At 59.3% G+C, this 16,876-nt stretch carries 18 protein-coding genes; 11 read left to right on the top strand and 7 right to left on the bottom strand.

Annotation, left to right across the window (positions count from 1 at the left end):
* Window positions 1–288: 288 nt before the first annotated feature.
* The 8 genes from U9R81_RS02330 to U9R81_RS02295 all read left to right on the top strand — a co-directional run bounded on the left by U9R81_RS02330 (window position 289) and on the right by U9R81_RS02295 (window position 6,705).
* Entirely contained in the window at window positions 289–1,305 is a 1,017-nt protein-coding gene (locus tag U9R81_RS02330; protein ID WP_322493925.1) for a SpoIID/LytB domain-containing protein, read from the top strand.
* Between the two features lie 579 nt (window positions 1,306–1,884).
* Complete coding sequence (locus U9R81_RS02325) at window positions 1,885–2,052, top strand: hypothetical protein (protein WP_322493924.1); 168 nt, start codon at window positions 1,885–1,887, stop codon at window positions 2,050–2,052.
* Window positions 2,049–3,083 (top strand): SIS domain-containing protein, encoded by a 1,035-nt coding sequence (locus U9R81_RS02320; protein ID WP_322493923.1) that lies wholly within the window; start codon window positions 2,049–2,051, stop codon window positions 3,081–3,083. Before U9R81_RS02325 ends, U9R81_RS02320 begins: the two co-directional genes overlap by 4 nt.
* A 101-nt stretch (window positions 3,084–3,184) precedes the next feature.
* On the top strand, window positions 3,185–3,415 hold the full coding sequence (locus U9R81_RS02315) for a hypothetical protein (protein WP_322493922.1): 231 nt from the start codon (window positions 3,185–3,187) through the stop codon (window positions 3,413–3,415).
* Between the two features lie 88 nt (window positions 3,416–3,503).
* On the top strand, window positions 3,504–3,851 hold the full coding sequence (locus tag U9R81_RS02310) for a hypothetical protein (protein WP_322493921.1): 348 nt from the start codon (window positions 3,504–3,506) through the stop codon (window positions 3,849–3,851).
* On the top strand, window positions 3,845–3,997 hold the full coding sequence (locus U9R81_RS02305) for a hypothetical protein (RefSeq protein WP_322493920.1): 153 nt from the start codon (window positions 3,845–3,847) through the stop codon (window positions 3,995–3,997). Before U9R81_RS02310 ends, U9R81_RS02305 begins: the two co-directional genes overlap by 7 nt.
* Before the next feature lie 77 nt (window positions 3,998–4,074).
* Window positions 4,075–5,115 (top strand): zinc-dependent alcohol dehydrogenase family protein, encoded by a 1,041-nt coding sequence (locus tag U9R81_RS02300; RefSeq protein WP_322493919.1) that lies wholly within the window; start codon window positions 4,075–4,077, stop codon window positions 5,113–5,115.
* 81 nt (window positions 5,116–5,196) lie between these two features.
* Complete coding sequence (locus U9R81_RS02295; RefSeq protein WP_322493918.1) at window positions 5,197–6,705, top strand: hypothetical protein; 1,509 nt, start codon at window positions 5,197–5,199, stop codon at window positions 6,703–6,705.
* Here the strand turns inward: U9R81_RS02295 and U9R81_RS02290 are convergent.
* The 5 genes from U9R81_RS02290 to U9R81_RS02270 form a co-directional block, all read right to left on the bottom strand.
* A complete protein-coding gene (locus tag U9R81_RS02290) occupies window positions 6,702–7,568 on the bottom strand; it encodes an SDR family oxidoreductase (RefSeq protein ID WP_322493917.1) in 867 nt (288 codons plus the stop codon). The genes U9R81_RS02295 and U9R81_RS02290 overlap by 4 nt on opposite strands.
* 62 nt (window positions 7,569–7,630) lie before the next feature.
* Complete coding sequence (rnc, locus tag U9R81_RS02285) at window positions 7,631–8,317, bottom strand: ribonuclease III (protein ID WP_322493916.1); 687 nt, start codon at window positions 8,315–8,317, stop codon at window positions 7,631–7,633.
* A 5-nt stretch (window positions 8,318–8,322) separates the two neighbouring features.
* Complete coding sequence (gene fabF / locus U9R81_RS02280; RefSeq protein WP_322493915.1) at window positions 8,323–9,564, bottom strand: beta-ketoacyl-ACP synthase II; 1,242 nt, start codon at window positions 9,562–9,564, stop codon at window positions 8,323–8,325.
* A gap of 106 nt (window positions 9,565–9,670) precedes the next feature.
* Entirely contained in the window at window positions 9,671–10,534 is an 864-nt protein-coding gene (locus U9R81_RS02275) for a fumarylacetoacetate hydrolase family protein (RefSeq protein ID WP_322493914.1), read from the bottom strand.
* Between the two features lie 340 nt (window positions 10,535–10,874).
* Window positions 10,875–11,969, bottom strand: a complete 1,095-nt coding sequence (locus U9R81_RS02270) for a site-2 protease family protein (protein ID WP_322493913.1) — start codon at window positions 11,967–11,969, stop codon at window positions 10,875–10,877.
* Between the two features lie 624 nt (window positions 11,970–12,593).
* Here U9R81_RS02270 and U9R81_RS02265 point away from each other — a divergent pair.
* The 3 genes from U9R81_RS02265 to U9R81_RS02255 all read left to right on the top strand — a co-directional run bounded on the left by U9R81_RS02265 (window position 12,594) and on the right by U9R81_RS02255 (window position 15,312).
* Window positions 12,594–14,681, top strand: coding sequence for a carboxypeptidase-like regulatory domain-containing protein (locus U9R81_RS02265; RefSeq protein ID WP_322493912.1), 2,088 nt, complete (start codon window positions 12,594–12,596; stop codon window positions 14,679–14,681).
* Between the two features lie 72 nt (window positions 14,682–14,753).
* Window positions 14,754–15,125 carry a hypothetical protein gene (locus U9R81_RS02260; protein ID WP_322493911.1) on the top strand — a complete coding sequence of 124 codons (372 nt, stop codon included), beginning with the start codon at window positions 14,754–14,756 and terminating at the stop codon, window positions 15,123–15,125.
* Complete coding sequence (locus U9R81_RS02255) at window positions 15,103–15,312, top strand: hypothetical protein (RefSeq protein WP_322493910.1); 210 nt, start codon at window positions 15,103–15,105, stop codon at window positions 15,310–15,312. The genes U9R81_RS02260 and U9R81_RS02255 overlap by 23 nt, the downstream gene beginning before the upstream one ends.
* A 453-nt stretch (window positions 15,313–15,765) precedes the next feature.
* Here the strand turns inward: U9R81_RS02255 and U9R81_RS02250 are convergent, their stop codons facing one another.
* Entirely contained in the window at window positions 15,766–16,209 is a 444-nt protein-coding gene (locus tag U9R81_RS02250) for a hypothetical protein (RefSeq protein WP_322493909.1), read from the bottom strand.
* Window positions 16,206–16,811, bottom strand: coding sequence for a hypothetical protein (locus U9R81_RS02245; protein ID WP_322493908.1), 606 nt, complete (start codon window positions 16,809–16,811; stop codon window positions 16,206–16,208). Before U9R81_RS02245 ends, U9R81_RS02250 begins: the two co-directional genes overlap by 4 nt.
* Window positions 16,812–16,876: the final 65 nt, after the last annotated feature.

Below are 16,876 nucleotides of genomic sequence, written 5' to 3'. Positions count from 1 at the left end.
GCTAGGCCTGTCGCACGATATCACGCGCGGTCTTGGGGAAAACCATCGCCTAGGTCGTCGAGCGCACAGAAGATGGGTGGAGTCGGCCCAAAATCAAGACGCACCTCGCGCTCGTCTCGCTGGATTTTGCAAAAGTCCAGTTAGTACCACACCGAATGCGTTTGCGGATTTTACACCACCGCTTACTATCACTATACAAATATATCGGCTTGAGGCTGATGGTTCGCTGTGGTTAGATCCGGTTACAAGAAAATCGTACCTTTGTACACTTGGAGCCAGCTTTTATGGATGCAGCTCCTTACCGCGAGATCCTATCCCTACCCTGCCAATCCCGCCACTATTCCCATTGAAACCGATTATTTGCTCGATGTGGCGTCAGCAGAATCAATGGTCAGCGCTATGCATGCAACGGCCGTGCAGGCGCAAGCCATCGCTGCTCGCACCTACACCTATTGGCATATCCAACGCGGCAGCATCAATAATAATTTCAACGAATTTCAGGTGTTTGTTCCATACGCTTTTGAGCGTCTGAATCCGGCTGGACGACCGGATAACGCTGCCGAACCGTTCGCTAGCGCCAATCTTCACCCTTACCAACGCAAAGTCTGCGCAGCAGTAGCACCCCGTTGGTATGTTACAACCGCTGCCACCGATTTGCCAATCCACGCCGAGTTTTTTGCTGATATTCCCATGCGCACGCTTTCCGGCGCGCCGTCCTACCTTCAAGCAGTTGATGACCCGATTAGCTCGCATCCTGATGTTACGCTGAATGGCCATGGCCGGGGAATGAGCCAGCGTGGCTCCGGACGTTGGGTGCGTGGCAATCGCAGCTTTCATCTTGAGCGTGATTTGGGTGCATGGAGTGTGACGTGGACGCGCGTTGAGCAACTCATCGTTCATTACTACACGGGCGTGCAGCTCCGTGACGCAGCGGCAGGGAATACGCCGCTACTGCCAGCCGCTCGTTGGAACCCGTTGCAGATCGATTGGGGCACTTCCGATCAACGGCCACCGATCTTATGGCGCGGCCAACGTTACCCGATCAGCGTGAAGTGCAAAATACCGGTTTGGAGCCGCGGATATGCAGTACCCCAAACGTCAGTTATACCCTTCGCTATCGTTGACAGAAACCCGGCTACGGCCTGCTTACCGGTAGCGGTTCAGCCACCCTATGCGGCACACTACTGGGGGATCCATCACCGCTGGGAGGATTGGTCATCGAGAACATCCCGCACTAGGGTGCAGGAGCGTATACACTATGGTTTGATGTGCATGTCGTGTCTGTGTATGGCGACTATTGGCTGAGCGAGCTAGGTTGGCCTGCCTACGGGGTGTCAGTCTGTGTTGACGGGCCGTGTAAAACGCAACTCCCCTTGGTATTACGCACTGAGTCATAAGCGATGGCGCGGAATGATAATTGCAAACTCCTCCGGGATGGCAACAGAGATTGACCGCAGCAGGACAGTGAACTCTTACTCCAGTGAGGGTTGAAGGGCGGACAGAACGTATGAGCGTAGATGTAGTTGATGGCGTTACGATGCGCTAGTTCGCCCTCACCCCCTGCCCCCTCTCCCCCTGACGGCGGGAGAGGGGAGCGGAATGGCCACAAAAAGACACAAATGGCACAAAAAGGATATTCATATTGTGGTGGTTGTGGTGGTTGTGGCGCTTGGCGGGTATGCGCTTTCACCAGCGGGGGATATGCACCTTCTCTGAGGGAGGAGGCAGACTCCCCTCCCCCTCCGGAGGAGGGGCGGGAGTGGGGGCAACCGCGGGAGAGGGCAAGGGTGGGGGCTATATGCCCCAGCGGGGGAGGGGCGGGGGAAGGACAGGGCGACCTCACCCCCAGCCCGCGCAGCGGGCTTCGTAGCCATAGCCCGGCCCTTGAGGGCCGGGACTGATCTGCTGGCCTACCCGCAAGCGCCAACCCACCTCTGCACCTACAGCATCCAGCCGGTTGCACTCCGCGCGCTTGCCGCCGGATTATGGGGCGAGCTGGCGTTGCGCGGGCAATTGCCGGTGCGCGGCGTAGAACAGGATACGACGGTATGACGATCTATCAAGAGATTTGCTCCCAGTCGGACGTTATCGCCGGCCTGCTCGAAAATGGCCTTGACCAAGCGCGCCGCATCGCAGCCACGATTCGCGCCCGCGACATTCGCTATGTCTATCTCACCGGACGCGGCACCTCGGAACATGCCAGCATCTACGGCCAATACTTGCTCGGTGCGCTCAACGGTCTGCCGGTGGCGCTGGCCGCGCCGTCGCTGTTCACCATCTACCGGCAACCGCCCCAACTCCGCGATGCGCTGGTGATCGGCGTTTCGCAATCCGGCCCATCGCCCGACATCCTCGCAGTGATCGACGAAGCGCAGCGGCAGGGCGCATTGACGCTGGCCATCACCAACGATGCCAGTTCACCGCTGACCCAACGCGCTGCGCTGCACTTTGACATCGCCGCCGGGCCGGAATTGGCGGTAGCGGCGACCAAGACCTACACCGCGCAATTGACCGCCTTTGCGTTGGTGGCGGTCGCGCTGGCCAACGACCAGAACCGGCTCACCGAACTCAACCAGCTCCCGGCGGCGCTTACGGCGGTGTTGCACCTTGAAGCCGGCGCAGCGGCGGCGGCTGCCCACTTTCGCGAGATGCGCCACTGTGTCGTGTTGGGGCGGGGCTTTCAGTTAGCGACCGCGTTCGAATGGTCGCTCAAGCTCAAAGAGATGGCTTACGTAGTGGCGGAACGCTACTCGACTGCCGAATTTCAGCACGGCCCGATTGCGCTGATCGAGCCGGGGTTTCCGGTGTTGGCGATCGCACCGCGCGATGCCGGCAGCCAGAGCACGATCGATCTGCTAGGGCGTTTGCGTGCTGCCGGCGCCGATCTGCTGGCGCTCAGCAATGACGAGACGATCCTCGCCGCACATCCGCTCAATCTTCGCCTGCCTAGAGGCATTCCCGGCTGGCTGGCGCCGATTGTCGCGATTGTCCCGGCCCAACTCTTCTGCTATCATCTCGCATTAGTGCGTGGGATTGATCCGGCAGCGCCGCGCGGGTTGCGGAAAGTGACCCGCACCGAGTGAGGGGAACAACCGGCAACATCCGTGCGTCTCACCGGTGCAGGGTTGGGGAACAGCGCCCATTTGGCAGCGATTGACCGTATCGCCGAAAGGTCTGATCACGCATGCTCTGCTCACATCTCAGCAAACTCCACCGCTCATATCAGCATATCATCCTCTCGCCGCACCTCGACGACGCTGCGCTGTCGTGCGGCGGCTCGATTGCCGCTGCGGTCGCTGCCGACGAACCGGTGCTGGTCGTGACTATCTGTACCGCTGCGCTGCCGGTTGATGCGGTATTTAGCCTGTTGGCCAACACTTTCATGCGGAATGGGGCTTGTCGCCGCGGGAAGTGATGCAAACCCGGCTGGCTGAAGAGCGGGCAGCGTTGGCGAGGTTAGGCGCCGATGGTTATGGGCCGGCGCGCTCGATGCCATCTACCGCATGCCGCAAGCTTACTACAGTCGCGAAACACTGTTCGGCACGCCTGATCCGGTCGATCCGCTCATGACGACTCTTCACGAGCTATGCCATCACCTTCGCGTCCAGTTTCCGCAAGCCGTCATCTATGCCCCCTTGGGGGTCGGGCAGCATCTCGATCACCAACTCACCTGCCGGATCGCCGCGCAACTGGCAGGGCCAGTAGTGATGTGGTACGAAGATTTCCCGTATGTCGCGCGCGATGGCGAACTTGAGCGGCGGCTGGCCCAGCTCGACTGGCCGTTGCGCCCGCTCGCGCGCGATCGACGAGCGGATGAATGCGCGCTTGGCTGCGATTGCGGCTTATGCTAGCGGCCGAACTGAGCCACAGCCAGTTGGGGCGCGCTGTGGATACTATCAAAGCCGGTGAGGTGATTAATGCTGCCGTGCGCGCCTATGCCCAGCGGGTCGCGCCGCCGGGAGCATGGTACGGTGAACGGTTTTGGGTGCGCGCGTAGTGACTGTGCATGCTGGCGGTCGAGGTGTGATAGCATGGCTGCGACCTCGGCATGTTTACCTGTACAAGGAGTCGCGTATGCGCGCCGTTTACTACGAAGCTTTCGGCCAGATGCCTTGGATTGCCAATCTGCCTGATCCCGCGCCGTCTCCCGATGGAGTAGTGCTGGCGGTGCGCGCCACCGGTCTCTGCCGTAGCGATTGGCATGGCTGGATGGGGCACGACCCCGATATTCGACTGCCGCACGTGCCAGGGCACGAGCTGGCCGGCGAAGTAGTCGCGGTTGGCGAGCGTGTCACCCGCTGGCGGGTTGGCGATCGGGTGACGGTACCGTTCGTCTGCGCGTGCGGCGTTTGCCCGCAGTGCCAAGCTGGCCAGCAGCAGGTGTGCGATCACCAGTTTCAGCCGGGATTCACCCACTGGGGATCGTTCGCCGAATATGTGGCGCTCGACCGCGCCGATCTCAATCTGGTGCGCTTGCCGGATGAGATGAGCTTTGCTACTGCTGCCAGTCTCGGTTGCCGGTTCGCGACTGCGTTTCGCGCCGTAGTTGATCTGGGCCGGGTCAGCGCTGGCGAGTGGGTGGGAGTGTATGGCTGCGGCGGAGTGGGATTGTCGGCGATTATGCTGGCCAGCGCGTTAGGCGGGCAGGTGATCGGGATCGACATTAACCCAGAGCGGCTGGAGCTGGCGCGCGCGGTTGGCGCAACCGCGGTGGTTGATGCGATGGCCGAAGCTGATGTGGTAAGCGCGGTGCGCGATCTGAGCGGCGGTGGGGTGCATCTGTCGCTCGATGCGCTGGGCAGTCCGACCACTTGCGCTAACTCAATCGCTAGTTTGCGCAAGCGGGGCCGCCATGTGCAAGTGGGGCTGTTGTTGGCCGCGCAACGCATGCCGCCGTTGCCAATGGATATTGTCGTGGCCCGCGAGCTGGTGATCATGGGCAGCCACGGGATGCAAGCCCATCGCTACGACGCTATGCTCGATCTGATCCAGTCGGGCAAGGTGCAACCGCAACGCTTGATTGGGCGCACGATCCGGCTGGACGAAGCGCCGGCGGCGCTGGTCGAACTCGACAGTTTTCGCGGGTCAGGGGTGACGATTATTACCGAGTGCTAACCATTAGGTACGGCGGCGCTTGCTGTAATAGGCGCTAGGTACAATAACGAGAGCAACATCTCTCGTTTCAGTGGAGTAGGTATGCACAAACATTCACCCGCGCAGCAGCAATCATGGTCAAACTGGCACAAGGCGCTCATAGCTTTAGTGTGGTCGATTATCTTTGTAGTGAGTTTACGGTCATACACTGATCCCGATCTGTGGGGGCACTTGCGCTTTGGCCTCGATGCCATCGCGAGCGGCACGATAACGAAGGTTGATCCCTATTCTTATCTAAACCAAGGTCATCCATGGATTAACCATGAGTGGTTGATGGAAGTCTCGATGGGGGTTGCATGGCTAGCCGGCGGCGAGCGAGGGCTAATTCTGCTGAGGCTCATTGTCTACATGTTAACGCTAACGATTGTGCTATGGTGGCTAGCCGGCGTTAAAAAGATCGCGTTCATTCCAACCGTGATCGTTTGGCTCGGCGTTTTCGCTGCGACCATTGCATTCAGTACGGTGGTGCGCCCGCAGATCTTTACCTTTCTCTTGTTTGCGCTTACCCTCATTATTATTGATCGGGCTGAGGATGGCCACTATCGCGGCCTGTGGTTCATGCCGTTGGTGGTGGCGACGTGGGCGAATCTGCACGGCGGCTTTCTGGCCGGTTGTGGTGTGCTTGGGGTATGGACAATCGCCCATCTTGCGCTCAATCGCCGCCGTTGGCTTCAGGTAGCGCCGCCAGTGGCACTGAGCGCGTTAGCTACGCTGGTCAATCCTTACGGCTGGGATCTGTTGCGCTTTCTGTTGGAGACAGCCACCGGCGATCGACCTGAAATCGTTGATTGGACACCACTCGCGTTGCGGAGTCCGCTCGGTCTGGTCTATCTTGCTATTATTGGTGTCGCTTTGCTGAGCATGCATTTCTCAAACTCGCCGCGCCGTCCGATTTTGATCGGTTTGTTCTTTCTGGTGGCGGTGATGCCGCTAGTGGCAGTGCGGCATTTGCCGTTGATGGGGTTGGCGTTCGCGATCTTTATCGGCGAGCATGTAGGAGCGGTATGGCAGCAGATCACGCGGCAGCAACGCGACATCATGATCCCGCGTCAACTGCAAGTCGTGCCATGGGTTTTAGCCATCTTGATCATAGCCGGCGGCATTTTCAGCTTCCCGTGGCGCTTTGCAGCCGGTATGAATATGCCGTACAACGCCATGATCCTGTTACGTGAGAGTGATTTTCGCGGGAAGTTGATGTGTGATTTTGGCTGGGGCCAATTTCTGATCTGGCATCTGGGGCCGGCAGTGCAGGTGGGGATGGATGGCCGGCGCGAAACGGTCTATCCACACCACATTTACGAACAATATATCGACTTCTATTTTGGCGCGAATGATTGGGAAGCCATTTTGCGTTACTCCCCGCCGGATGCTATCTTGATCGAGCGTAATTCGCCGACGGCCAATTTGCTCGCCCTTCACCCCAACTGGCAACAGATCTTTGCTGATGAGATGAGTGTATTGTTCGTCAATACCTCATCAACGGCGGCGCAAGCGATAACCCGGTATAGACAGACGTTTGCGCCGCCAGCGGAAGTCGCCGTCTTTCCTTAATCGAGCGCCGGCAACCGGCCCACGGCGCGCAAGACCTCGCGCGCGCCGCGTAGCCGGTATCCCAACGCGAGGGCGCGGCTGATGTCGAGCGTGCAGTTGCGCGGGCGCGGGGTGGGGCTTTCGGCGCTGAACGCGCCGGCAACGAGGTCTGGGTCAAGGCCATACGCTTGGGCCAGCAGCCGGCCCCACTCGTAGCGGCTGAGCGTCTCGGCGCCGGCCAGATGGATCACCCCGCGATAATCACTCTGCGCCAGATCGAGCAGCGCCGCCGCCAGATCATCAACGAACACGGGGCAGCGCAGCTCGTCGTAGAAGAGTTTCTCCGTCCGTTCCCCACGCGCTACGGCCAGCGCAAAGGCGCTGTGACGGTCGAGCGGATCGAAGCCGTAGATGAGCGAGGTGCGCACAATCGCGGCTGCCGGATAGATCGCCTGTACCAGCGCTTCGGCCCGCGCCTTGGCCCGGCCATAATCAGTGATTGGGTTGGGCGGATCGGCTTCGGTGTAAGCGCCTGTCTTTTCGCCATCGAAAATCACGTCGCTCGACATGTGAATCAGGCGCGCGCCGGTCTGCGCGGCGGCGGCGGCGACATAGCCGGGGCCTTTGCCGGTGATCGCCATCAGGTCTGGTTCGTATTGGCGGAAGGCGGTGTGGATGATGGCGGCGGGGCGCACGGTAGTGATGAGGGCGGTCACTGCCGCCGGATCGCGCAGATCGAGCGGTTGCCAGATCACGCCGGGTTGGGCCGGCGGGGTTTGGCTTTGAAAGGTGGCGACCACCGGGATGCCGCGCGCGCAGGCATGGCGGATCAGTGCGCTGCCGAGATAACCGGTGCCGCCAGTGATGAGGTAGGTGTGGTTCATATAGTGAGTCTATATAATGAGAGCCGCACGCCGGGGGACGCACGGCCGTGTGTCCCTACAAATTATGTTAATGCGGTGAGAGCGGCTTGGGCTGCGGCTTTTTTGGCTTCTTTTTTGCTGGGGCCGATACCGATATATTCTTGCCCTTCCACCAGCACAGCCATCACATATTCGCGCCGGTGTTCGGGGCCACGGGCTTCGATCAGGCGATAGGCAGGCAAACTCTTATGGCGGGCCTGCACCAGCTCTTGCAAGGCGGTAGTTGGGTCGGTCACGCTCTGGCGGATTTTATCGATCCGCGCGCGCAAGAACGGCACAATAAACGTAATTGCCGTTTCCAGCCCCTGATCGAGATAGATCGCGCCGATCAGCGCCTCGAACAGATCGGCCAGCAAGGTCGGACGCCGCCGCCCAACCGGATTATCTTCACCCCGCGAGAGATAGGCATACTGGCCGAGATTGAGCTGGGCAGCGCACTCGGCCAGCCCTTTGGTGCTGACCAGCGCCGCCCGCCAATGGGTCAGCGTGGCTTCGTCTTGATCAGGAAAGGTGGTAAACAGCCACGTCGTCGTGACAAAATGCAGCACCGAGTCGCCGAGGAATTCTAGCCGCTCGTTATCGGTCAGCTCGCGCAGCAGATGCGGCTGCTCGTTGAAGAGCGAACGGTGGGTCAGCGCCGTCTGCAACAGCTTACGATCGCGAAAGGCGAGACCGAGTTCTCGTTCGAAGGCGGCTAGCCGGTCGGCCATCGTGATTATCCGTGATACTTACGGAAGGCAAGGCAGACATTGTGCCCGCCAAACCCAAACGAGTTGCTGAGCGCCACGCTAATCGTCGCCGGACGCGGCTGGTTGGGTACATAATCGAGATCGCACTCCGGGTCAGGTTGCTGCAAATTGATCGTCGCCGGCAAGAGATTGTGCTGCATGGCCAGCACCGTCACTACCGCCTCGATCGCACCGGCGGCGCCGAGCAGATGGCCAAACTGCGACTTGCTGGCGCTGACCGGCGGCGACTGCTCGCGCCCGCCAAAGACCTGCTTGATCGCGGCGGTTTCTACCGGATCGCCGGCAGGGGTTGAGGTCGCGTGGGCATTGATGTAATCGACTTCGCTGGGAGCAATGCCGCCCCGCTGTAGCGCGAGCCGGATAGCGCGGGCCACTCCCTCGCCGTCTTCGGCCAAGTTCGAGATATGGTAAGCGTCGGAGGTAGCGCCATAGCCTGCCACTTCAGCCAGAATACGCGCACCGCGAGCGCGGGCAAAGTCAAGGTCTTCGAGAATGAGCACCGCCGCACCTTCGCCCATCACAAAGCCGTCGCGTTCGGCGTCGAAGGGGCGTGAAGCGTGGGCATAGTCTTCGTTACGGGTCGAGAGCGCGCGCATCGCATTAAAGCCAGCCACCCCGATCGGGGTAATGCTGGCCTCGCTGCCGCCAACAATCATCGCCTTAGCCCACCCGCGCCGGATCGTCTCGGCGGCCTCACCCAGCGCGTGGGCCGAGCTAGCGCAGGCCGACGTGACGCAGTAGCTCGGCCCCCGCGCGCCAGTGACGATCGAGACTTGCCCGGCGGCGAGGTTGGTGATCATGGCTGGGATAAGGAACGGGCTGATGCGGCCCGGCCCGCGGCTGCGCAACACATCCAACTGTTCTGAGAGCGTTGCAATGCCGCCGATGCCGCTAGCGATAAAGACGCCGATCTCATTGCGGTTGGCGGGGGTAATTTCTAATTCGGCGTCGCGCAGCGCCTCTTTGGTGGCGGCCACGGCAAACTGGACAAAGCGGTCGGTGCGGCGGGCCTCTTTCCGATCCATATAGTTGGTTGGATCGAAGCCTTTGACTTCAGCGGCAAACCGGGTATCAAAACCGGTGGGATCAAACAGCGTGATCGGGCCGACGCCGCTACGCGCTGTGACAATCCCTTGCCAAAGTTCGGCTACGCTGAGGCCTAATGGGCTAATCGCCCCCATACCAGTCACTACCACCCGTCGATCCATGGCCGCTCCTTGTTACGAATGTTTATCAAAAAAACGATCACACCGGCGCGCATTATATCACGTCGCGCCGGTATAGTGGTAATGGAGCGTACTGCTGTGCGGTTCGTTACGCAACCACCTCGTTGCGCAAGATGCCGATCCCGTCGATTTCGGCTTCCATTACATCGCCGGCCTGTAGCCACCGTTGCGGGATCATTCCCATGCCGACGCCAGCAGGGGTGCCGGTGGCAATGATATCACCCGGTTCGAGGGTGATGCCGCGGCTGAAGGTGGCGATACAGGTGGGAATATCGAAGATCATATCGCGCGTTACCGAGTTCTGCACTAGCTCGCCGTTGAGGCGCAGACGAATGCCGAGTGCATGCGGATCGGGAATCTCGTCGGCGGTGACGATCCACGGCCCCATTGGCGCACTGCCGTCGAGGCTCTTGCTGTAGAAGAACTGGTGATGGCGCGATTGCAGATCGCGCGCGCTGACATCGTTGAGAATGGTATAGCCAAAAATGTAATCATACACTTCACTGGCCGGAATATCGCGCCCGCGCCGCCCGATCACCACGGCCAGCTCCACTTCCCAGTCGCGTTGCGACGAGACATCGGCCATCAGCGGCACCGGCGCGTTGGGATGATTGACGGCGGTGGGCATCTTGCTAAAGAAGACCGGATGCTGGGGCAACTTTTCAGGCAAGCCCTTCGCGCGCAGCGACTCGATCGCGTGGGCGGCGTAATTCATGCCAAGGCAGATGATATTCTTGCGCGGACGCGGGATTGGGGCGCGCAATTCCACCGCCGCCAGCGCCGGGCCGCCGGCTGCCGCCTCAACCACCTTCCGCGCCTCAGCCAGCAATGCTGGCCCGCCCTCGATCAACTCCAGCATCGACGCCGCCACCGGCGAGAGATCGATCACCTCGTCGCCGCGCAGCGCTCCTACCCGCTCAACCCCCTCGTACCGGTAGGTCAACAGCTTCATAGCTCCTCCAACATTGCACACTGCATCCTGTGTGGGCTATTGTACCGCAGCAGGCGCGGGGTGATTGTGACCGGAGCGGGTGGAGAGAGCACAGCAATCGTTCCTATTCTCGCCGGTGGCTTTGAGGGGCAGACAGAATAGTTGGTCGATTACAACCGTTGATCGCTGTGCGATGCCTCAACGTCCGGCTCTATACGCCCCTCTCCCGCGCTAGTGGGAGAGGGGCTGGGGGTGAGGGCGAAGCGACGCATCGCAAAGCCATCAATCGAACCTGCGCTCATGCATTCTGTCCGCCCTTGAACGGGCGGCTCAAGGGTGAAGACAGCCCATCGCTTGCCGCTTAAGGGTTCATGACTGTCAGCGGCACCGGCGTAAAGACCAGAATAAAGGTCACAATGCCCAACCATGCCAACCAGCGCCACGGGCCGGTCAGCGGCGAGATTTCGTTGCGGAGCGGGCTGCGTTGCTGGCCGATCAAGGCAATCATCACCGCCCAAATAAACCATCCCGACCACAAAAACCCAAGGCCGAGCAGGGCTACGGCGACCACCATGCTCATGATCCGGGCCGCGCGCGGGCCGAACAGGGCCAAAAAGATATGGCCGCCATCGAGCTGGCCGGCGGGCAGCAGGTTGAGACCGGTGACCAGCAGGCCGGCCCAGCCAGCCAACGCCATCGGGTGGAGGTAAACATCCTCGCCGCCGCTGGGCAAAAAGCGCCCAAAGATCAGAATTTTGATCGCAGCGTAAAGCAGCGAATTGCCTTCAGTAAAGCTGCCTTCCATAGGCACGACCTGCTTCACTTCCGAGATACTCAGGCCGATCATCAGCACCGGAATCGCCACCACCAACCCGGCCAGCGGCCCGGCAATCCCGATCGCGAGCAGTGCCCGCCGGTTCGGCACCAGATCCTTGATCGCGATAAACGCCCCCATCGTACCGAGCAAGAAGAAGGGCATCGGGATAAAGAACGGATAGCTCACTGCTACCCGTTCGCGGCGGGCAACAAAAAAGTGGCCTAATTCATGCGCGAGCAAGATCGCGAGCAGCGAGCCGCTGAAACTCAGTGCGTGACCCCAGTTAACGGTGATCTGACCAGTACTCTCGTTTTGTTCCAATCCACCAACCGCCATGGTCGAAAAAATGGTCAGCACGAAGAGCAATACGGCGAGCCACAAGCGCGAGGGTGGCGCTTTGGGTGGGGTAGGGATGAAGAGAATAGCGGCGCCGGCTGGATCGTGTTGAAACAGCGGGGTATAACCGAGCGCCTGCGCTCGCGCCACAATTCTATCATGAGCCACTTGCGCCTCAAGCAACAGTTGGCCGCGGCAGCGCACTGCTTGCTGATCGTTGCTGATCAGTTCTTCGCTGGTATTCACAAGCATCACTTCAGCGGCCAGCATGCGGAGAGCAGTAACGGAGTCGAAGTCGAACATAGCAGTAGTATCCTTTGCAACGGTAACGCCGTGCTTCATCATACCACAGGTGGGCAGCGCAGATAGCCTGCCAAGTCTGGCTGGCGGGAATGATGGGGGCGTTGGCGGCCATGGCGTAGATACGTTACCCGAATGATATGGAAATGATATGGCCAGTGTGTCTGCTTCGCCGGTATTGCGTGAGAGCAGAGTCTCCTCGCCATGGGAAGAGGAGCGATCATGAGTGGTGACAAGCGCGAACATCTTGGCATTCACAAATGAGTTATGCAATGTCACGTCATTAAGTAAAAATTTTCACAATATCTCATTGTTAAAAATATATTCAAAATGAATCGGTTTGCAAAAATCACTCAACAGCACGTTTGTTAGTGTGTTGACGATAAGATAAATCTGTGAAAGGTGAGAATGATGTATTAATTCGATTCCTCTGTCACGAATGTCTTGCGTCTCACCCCGCAATTGCGTGAATGAATCACTATTTCTATCGATTTTATCGATGGAATAGTGTCTGTAAATTATTCTTTTCGTAATTGCCACCTACCCTCGTGTCTCGTGTAGTGCGCTGAGAGGATCGTATCAGGCGAACCCATACGTGGGTTCCAACACAGACCGGGAGGTTTCCCCATGTCAGACCAAAAGCGCATACGTCGCCTCGTCTTTGATATCCCGCTTGATGCCAGCGGAATCGAAGGCGTCACTGCAGAAACGCCGGTGAAAGTGGCAGTGGTGAGTGCCGGCAAAGTGCTGTATGCCAGTCTCGTCCGCTTTGACAAGCAGGGTCGAGGTGTAGCGCGCGTCGAACTCAGCGATGCGCCGGACACGGCGCAGATCATTGTTGGCCCGCCTGATGCGGCTGATGATGAGCTGCCATACCTGCAAACAATCAGCCGGACGGTATCGGTGCGTGCGTTGCAAGAGGGTAAGTTCAAGCTAGAGCCGATTGCGATCTCGCCTTACTATTGGCACTGGTGGCGGCGATGGTGCCGGGAGTTTACCGTCACTGGCCGGGTAATTTGCGCCAATGGTCTGCCCGTGCCCGGAGCGCGAGTGTGTGCGTTCGATGTCGATTGGTGGTGGTGGTGGTCGAGCCGGCAACAGGTTGGGTGCGCTACCACTGACGCCGATGGCTCATTCACGCTGACATTCCGTTGGTGTTGCGGTTGGTGGCCGTGGTGGTGGTGGCGACGGCGCTTCTGGCAACTTGATCCGGATCTGCTCGAACGTCTGCGTCCGGTGATCGAGCAAGTGGTCGATTTCCCCATTCCAATTCCTGATCCCCGCCCTTCGTTAGCGGTCTTTGCGCCGCTGTTGGCTCGCGATGGTCGTGCTGCCGCGATGCTGAGCCCGTCTTTCGACCCAGCCACCCTGCCGAAGTTGCGCGAACGCTTGCTGGCGCGGTTGCCGCTCATTCCCGAACTCGAACAACTGCGGATTTGGCCATGGGCGCCGTGGCAACCGTGGTGGGATTGCTCGCCTGACCTGATCTTTCGGGTGACGCAGGCATGTCAGGGTGAAGAGCGGGTGATTGTCGATGAAACGATTGCCAATACGCGCTGGAATGTTCCGGCCAATCTGAGCGTCACGTTGGTGGCGAATGAATCGGCGTGCTGTATTGATGACCAACCGCCACCCGAAGGCAACTGCGTGGTGGTCGCCAATGTGTGCGGCAGTCTCACCGGTTCAATCGGCGGTAATCTCGGCGCGCCGGCTGCGCCGGCAGGCTATCTCAATCCCGGTGTGGCTGCCATTCACGGCGATCGCCCCTTCGCCGGTACAGTGTTGATCGGCGGTCTGTTTGGCAGCGCAACCCAAGTCGATTTTTACGAGTTTGAATGGGCGACCAATCCAGCGGGGCCATGGCAGCCAATGCCCGCGGCAGCGGTGGGCAACTTTACGCGCACCTTCTGGGGGCCGGCGTTGCCCGCCGGCCCTACCGGCTTTCACAATGTGCCGATTGCCTTTACGCCAGTGGGTGGGCGGCTAGTGGCGCCTACTCGCGAATACTTCGAGGCCAACAACGGCCCCGGCACATGGGGTACGAGCCGCTTCTGGGTCAGCAATCGCGATCTGCTGCTGCCTTGGCTGACGGCCAACACCTTTGGCGATGGCGTGTACTATGTACGGTTGGTTGGCTACCGCAATACCGGCACTGCCGCCAATCCGCAACTCGGTGCGCCGCAGATTTTGCCGATCTGCAATAGCGAGCGCGACAATTATCTCGTGCTAGCGATTGATAACAGCACGAGTGCGCTCGAACCGGCGGCTGATGTGGTCGCGGTGCGCATCAATGGCGTCGAGGCCAATCCATGCGCAAATATTGTCATTGGCAACGAAGGCATGCTGGAGATTGACTTCATCGCCTATGATGTCGATCACCATCTGGCCTTCTACACCCTCGAAGCCACCTACGGCAAGAACGGGCGGGTCAATCTGCTCGCCTGTCCGGGGGCAACGTTGACGCCGATCGCAATGCCGCCAACTGCGCCGGCTGCCGATTTCACCGGCCCCGACTATGGCGTAGCGCGCGCGCAAGGGGCAACGGCGCCGCATTGGCGCGGCGGCGGCCTGCGTCTGACCGTTCCCCTGGCCTGTGCGTTCCCTGAAAAGTGCTGCTACCAGATCGAGTTGCGGGTCTACAAGCGCACGATTGTGAGCTGTAACTACGACTACCATCCGAACAAGCTCAGTTTTTACAGTCTGACTGTCGCGTAATGCTGACGAGCAGGGTTAGCCATGACGGTGCGGCCAACCCTGCTTGACATTACTATCAACCGGAAGATATCTATGTCACCGATCACCTTGATCATTGCCGTATGCGCCATCTGGCGGATCACCCATCTGCTGCATGCCGAAGATGGCCCGTGGGATGGGTTGGTGCGGCTGCGGCGGTGGGCCGGCGTTGGCTTCTGGGGTCAATTGCTCGACTGTTTCTATTGCCTGAGCTTGTGGTGCGCTCTCCCAGTGGCGTTGTACTACGGTGCGACGTGGATCGAAACCGGTTTGTATTGGTTAGCCTTTTCTGGCGGTGCGATCATTCTCGAACGGATGACTGCGCCGAAGCCGGTGGTCTATGAAATGCCATTCCAAGGAGGCAATGATGTCATGCTGCGGCAAGAACCGGACATTGAGCGGGATGAGCGGCGGATCGCCAAGTGACCGCTCAACTGCGAATCGGCCCCGTTACGAGGTCTTTGTTGAGTATACGGGACGCACTGCGTTGGTGGTGATCGGCCCGGTTAGCGGGCGCTACTACCGGTTTACCTATCCCGGCGCGCGGTTGCCGGTGGATGCGCGCGACCGCGCTGCGCTCAGGCAGATCGACCATCTGCGCATCGTTGAATAGGAGGCTGGGCAACGTCAAGGCGCAGAGCGAGCAAAGGCGCAGCGGGGGGAAAACGCCAAGGCGCGAAGGAACGCAGAGGGCGCAAAGGTTGAAAACGCCAAGGCGCAGAGAACGCAAAGGACGCAGAGGGGTTTGAACTGACTCTCCTCCTCTGCGGGAGCCATCGGTTGCCCCTACCCCAACCCTCCCCCAGCGGGGGAGGGAGCCAGCAGCTCCCCTTCTCTCACCTCGCGGCGGGGGAGGGGGTTGGGGGGTGAGGGCGCAAAGGGGCGCAGAGGAGTTTGGCATCGGTAGCCACCTCTGCGTCCTTAATCACGAGCGACGTGTTATTCTGAAAGGTATAATTGTTTATATTATCCTACCGGTGGAATTATCTTCGTGGTCTTTTTGCGAGTAAACGATCATCGTTTATGCATGTAGGCCATCAACGCTTTTGTGTCTTTTCGTGACGATTCAAAAGAATCGTATCACTCGCTTGAGGGGGAGGGAAGCATGCCTGTCATCGCCGATGCGTTGCGCCGTGATCCGAACACCGGCGCCGCCAACCTGCTCGCCTTCGCCGAATGGTTGGCTCAACCCACCGTACCGTGTGTCTTGATCGACATCCACCTCTTGCAACCGGCCACTGCAGCCACTTTGCGCTGGTTGGCGCTCTTGCTGCGCGAAGAGCTGGCCGGTACGCTGTACCAACCCGGCGACACGCAGTTTGTGATGGTCGCGCCGCCTGACGAACCGGCGGCCAAACCGGCCCAGATCGAGCGGCTGCGTAAGCTGTTTGAGCGGCAGGCGCAACGGCTCAATCTCGCGGCACTCCCGCTCATCCGGCGGCACGAGATTGCCGCCGGCAGCGATCCGGCGACCATTGTGCGCCAACTCACTGCCGATTTCGCCGATCACGATGCGTTGCTTAACCGGCTGATCACACAACTGGCCGCCTTGGGAGCGACGCTCAACAACCAACAGCATTTAGGATTCGCTATATCTTCAATCGGGACAATTCCCCGAACCTCTAAACGGTCTGGATACACCCACAACTTAACTTGTAACCTGTCAAGCAGTTCTTCCCAGGTTACTACTCTCTGTGGGAACCCGACCGTTAAATGTTTTTCATCGTGAACCTTTACAAAAGCAATATTCTCCGTAACGGTATTCTCATCCGGTTGGTAGCGGACATCAAACAGTTCTTCCTCAACTGCTTCCTTCACTACTGCGATATTTTGTTCCAGCTTTGTGAGGTTTTCCATCTCCGGCCAGTAATGTTCGTAACGCCTGCGGACGGCAAGCTCCTGTTCCTTCAATTCGTTGATTTGCCGCTTATAATCTTCGTGAGACAAAGCCCCGTCAACATAGACAGTAGCAAGCCTTTTCTGCTTCTCCTGCAGTTGCGAAATCTGCTCCGATATTGGAGAGAGTAGGGTTTCTAGCTCTTCCTTCCGGCGTTCCAGCGAACCTACATACTCCTCAATGGCTTTCCGCATCTGGTCTTTGTTTTGAAGCATCTCAATAATCCGTTTCTTAACTTCTGTGGTAACTGCTTAACCATCAACGACTGGACTGTTACACC

Origin of the sequence: Chloroflexus sp. (assembly GCF_034435895.1) — a bacterium.
Taxonomy (GTDB): Bacteria; Chloroflexota; Chloroflexia; order Chloroflexales; family Chloroflexaceae; genus Chloroflexus.
This window is presented reverse-complemented; position numbering and strand designations above follow the sequence as displayed.

Coding starts and splice junctions, on each gene's coding strand:
- U9R81_RS02330 (WP_322493925.1), top strand. CDS start 289: ATGCAGCTCCTTACCGCGAGATCCTATCCCTACCCTGCCAATCCCGCC.
- U9R81_RS02320 (WP_322493923.1), top strand. CDS start 2,049: ATGACGATCTATCAAGAGATTTGCTCCCAGTCGGACGTTATCGCCGGC.
- U9R81_RS02315 (WP_322493922.1), top strand. CDS start 3,185: ATGCTCTGCTCACATCTCAGCAAACTCCACCGCTCATATCAGCATATC.
- U9R81_RS02310 (WP_322493921.1), top strand. CDS start 3,504: ATGCCGCAAGCTTACTACAGTCGCGAAACACTGTTCGGCACGCCTGAT.
- U9R81_RS02305 (WP_322493920.1), top strand. CDS start 3,845: ATGCTAGCGGCCGAACTGAGCCACAGCCAGTTGGGGCGCGCTGTGGAT.
- U9R81_RS02300 (WP_322493919.1), top strand. CDS start 4,075: ATGCGCGCCGTTTACTACGAAGCTTTCGGCCAGATGCCTTGGATTGCC.
- U9R81_RS02295 (WP_322493918.1), top strand. CDS start 5,197: ATGCACAAACATTCACCCGCGCAGCAGCAATCATGGTCAAACTGGCAC.
- U9R81_RS02290 (WP_322493917.1), bottom strand. CDS start 7,568: ATGAACCACACCTACCTCATCACTGGCGGCACCGGTTATCTCGGCAGC.
- rnc (WP_322493916.1), bottom strand. CDS start 8,317: ATGGCCGACCGGCTAGCCGCCTTCGAACGAGAACTCGGTCTCGCCTTT.
- fabF (WP_322493915.1), bottom strand. CDS start 9,564: ATGGATCGACGGGTGGTAGTGACTGGTATGGGGGCGATTAGCCCATTA.
- U9R81_RS02275 (WP_322493914.1), bottom strand. CDS start 10,534: ATGAAGCTGTTGACCTACCGGTACGAGGGGGTTGAGCGGGTAGGAGCG.
- U9R81_RS02270 (WP_322493913.1), bottom strand. CDS start 11,969: ATGTTCGACTTCGACTCCGTTACTGCTCTCCGCATGCTGGCCGCTGAA.
- U9R81_RS02265 (WP_322493912.1), top strand. CDS start 12,594: ATGTCAGACCAAAAGCGCATACGTCGCCTCGTCTTTGATATCCCGCTT.
- U9R81_RS02260 (WP_322493911.1), top strand. CDS start 14,754: ATGTCACCGATCACCTTGATCATTGCCGTATGCGCCATCTGGCGGATC.
- U9R81_RS02255 (WP_322493910.1), top strand. CDS start 15,103: ATGAGCGGCGGATCGCCAAGTGACCGCTCAACTGCGAATCGGCCCCGT.
- U9R81_RS02245 (WP_322493908.1), bottom strand. CDS start 16,811: ATGCTTCAAAACAAAGACCAGATGCGGAAAGCCATTGAGGAGTATGTA.